This is a genomic window from Catenibacterium sp. UBA627 (genome assembly GCF_002299355.1).
GTDB lineage: Bacteria > Bacillota_I > Bacilli_A > Erysipelotrichales > Coprobacillaceae > Catenibacterium > Catenibacterium mitsuoka.
Map to the genome: position 1 here is coordinate 1 of NZ_DBPF01000076.1, position 2,678 is coordinate 2,678.

General features: G+C 35.2%; 3 protein-coding genes. 1 reads left to right on the top strand and 2 read right to left on the bottom strand.

Going from position 1 to position 2,678, the window contains the following annotated elements; translation table 11 throughout:
* Positions 1 to 66: 66 nt before the first annotated feature.
* Both B2S90_RS05015 and B2S90_RS05020 read right to left on the bottom strand, forming a co-directional pair.
* Positions 67 to 822 carry a DeoR/GlpR family DNA-binding transcription regulator gene (locus B2S90_RS05015; protein ID WP_270396467.1) on the bottom strand — a complete coding sequence of 252 codons (756 nt, stop codon included), beginning with the start codon at positions 820 to 822 and terminating at the stop codon, positions 67 to 69.
* Between the two features lie 28 nt (positions 823 to 850).
* Positions 851 to 1,744, bottom strand: coding sequence for a glycyl-radical enzyme activating protein (locus tag B2S90_RS05020; protein ID WP_055233602.1), 894 nt, complete (start codon positions 1,742 to 1,744; stop codon positions 851 to 853).
* Positions 1,745 to 1,928: 184 nt separating this feature from the next.
* Between B2S90_RS05020 and B2S90_RS05025 the strand changes: the two genes are divergently transcribed.
* The coding region (locus tag B2S90_RS05025) for a pyruvate formate lyase family protein (RefSeq protein ID WP_286696634.1) at positions 1,929 to 2,678 on the top strand (750 nt) is incomplete at its 3' end.

Below are 2,678 nucleotides of genomic sequence, written 5' to 3' on the forward strand. Positions count from 1 at the left end.
TTGGATCTGGTATAGGTTCAAATTTATCCTTCATTATTCATCACCCCTCGTATTTATTAGTTAGAATCACTCATTTTCTATAGTTAGTAATGTTTTATTTTCTGATAGTAAATGTGTTTTGATATCTTCGGGAATATGATCATCAGTAATGATTGTATCAATACGTTCTTTTAACTGAAGAGGTACTACACCATGTGAATTAAACTTTTCACTTTCAGTTAATACAATAATATGTTCTGCCTGTTCAGCCATATCTCTGACAGCCTGTGCGCGCAAATGATCACTATTTGTGAAACCTACACGAGGATTATAACCATCGGCACCAATAAACAACTGGTCTACACAGAAGTTTTGCGCACATTGTGCCACGATAGGTCCTACCATAACCTGTGAATCTTTCTGGTAAGCACCACCTAGAAGAATCACATTGGTATTCTTTTTATCGCGAATATATCCTGCAATAAAAGCACTGTTAGTCACAATAGTGACATCTCGTTTCTCTGATGCAATTGTATCTGCAAGAATCGCACAGCAGCTCCCGCTTTCAATCATGATGGTATCTCCATCATGAATAAGTTCTGCGGCTTTTTGTGCAATTCTTTTCTTTATTTCATAATGATACGCTAAGCGTCCATTGATATCATCCTTGTTCGCAAGAATGGCATAGCCATGTCCTCTTTTAATAATCCCTTTTTCTTCAAGTGCATCTAAGTCTTTACGTATAGTGACATTGGATACCCCAAGTATTTGAGATAATTCATTGACTTCTATTTTCTTTTCTTTTGTAAGTAATTCTAATATTTTATTATAGCGGTCTTTCATAGATTACCTCCGCACTCATTATATTAATCTAGAAGTAACAATTCAACCCACACTTGATAAACTCATTTTGATAATCTACTAAATCTTCAGGATGCAATGCTTGCACTTCATGAAGCTTATAGTCTTTACCAAGTAGTTTATATTTGTTTTCACCAAATTGATGGAATGGAAGAAGCTGTACATCTTTTGCGCCTGCTTCTTTAATACATGTTGCGAGTTCTTTCGCATCTTCTAATGTTTCATTAAAGCCAGGAATAACAGGTATTCTAGGTAACACATTCAGTCCCTGTTCAATAGCCCATTTGAAGTTCTTTTGAATGACTTCATTTGTGACATGTGTTCCCTTCTTATGCTTCATTGGATCAGCCTGTTTTACATCAAATAGTAAAAGATCAAATAAAGGGGCTGCTTTCTTAAACTTCTCATGATCCACAATACCTGTTGTTTCAATCGCAAGATGAAGTCCTTTTTCTTTTAATGCATGGACAAGAGCCATCATGAAATCATATTGCACCATGGCTTCTCCACCAGATAAAGTAACACCACCATTAGATTCTTCATAGAAATCAATGTCCTGCATACAGATATCAACAACTTCTTCTACAGTCTTGATTTCACCTTCCTGTGTTAAGGCTTTACCAGGGCAGGCTTTAACACATTCCATACAATGATCACATGTTTTATGATCAATTCGAATCAAGCCATCTTCCATCTTTATAGCACCTTTAGGACAGGTATGTACACATGTCGCACAATGAAGACATTTCTCATTATTGTATAAAACCTGAGGACTCACTGCCTGACTCTCAGGATTAGCACACCATTCACATCTTAATGGACATCCTTTAAAAAATACTGTTGTACGAATACCAGGTCCATCATGAATACTAAATTTCTGTATATTAAATATAATTCCTTCCATATCATATCCCTCTTTTCGCTTCTATCCTATCATTTCTACTTATGATTCGCAATATAAATGTTTCATATGAAAGTTTACAATATTATTTTCATAATTTATAGTTGACTGATAACGCTTTTATGCGTATGATGTGCTTGTAATGAAAGATATAAAACTTACGTATGAAACTTTAGGAGGAATAAAAATGGAAAATACTCAGCATTTTGGTCAGTTAACTGAAAGAATGAAAGCTTTCAGAGAAGAAGTATTAGATGAGAAGCCTTATGTAGATGGAGAACGTGCTGTTCTTGCGACTGAGGCTTATAAGGAAAACTTAAATCAGCCACGTGTGATGGTGCGTGCAAGAATGTTGAAGAAGATTCTTGAAAACATGTCTATCTATATTGAAGATAAAACACTTATTGTAGGTAACCAGTCTACAAAGAATTGTAATGCGCCAGTATTCCCTGAATATACAATGAAGTTCATCATGGATGAATTAGATCTTTTTGAAAAGAGAGATGGTGATGTATTCTATATTACTGAAGAAACAAAACAGCAATTAAGAGATATTGCACCTTTCTGGGAAAATAATAACCTACGTGCAAGAGGTGAAGCTTTACTACCTGATGAAGTGAGTGTATTTATGGAAACAGGTGTCTTTGGCATGGAAGGTAAGTTGAATGCAGGGGATGCACATCTCGCAGTCAACTATGAACGTATTCTTGCACAGGGCTTAAAGGGTTATGAAGCTTATACAAGAGAAATGAAAGAAAAGCTTGATTTGGCTCAGCCTGATAGTGTTGATAAGTATATGTTCTATAATTCAGTTTTAACTGTTATTGAAGCAGTGCATACATTTGCTCTTCGTTATAGTTCTCTCGCAAAGGAAATGGCAGAAAAAGAAACAAATCCTTCAAGAAAAGAAGAATTATTAGAAATAAGCAGAATTTGT

Excerpts from the sequence above, each read along its gene's own strand:
- B2S90_RS05020 (WP_055233602.1), bottom strand. The coding sequence starts at position 1,744 with ATGGAAGGAATTATATTTAATATACAGAAATTTAGTATTCATGATGGA.
- B2S90_RS05015 (WP_270396467.1), bottom strand. The coding sequence starts at position 822 with ATGAAAGACCGCTATAATAAAATATTAGAATTACTTACAAAAGAAAAG.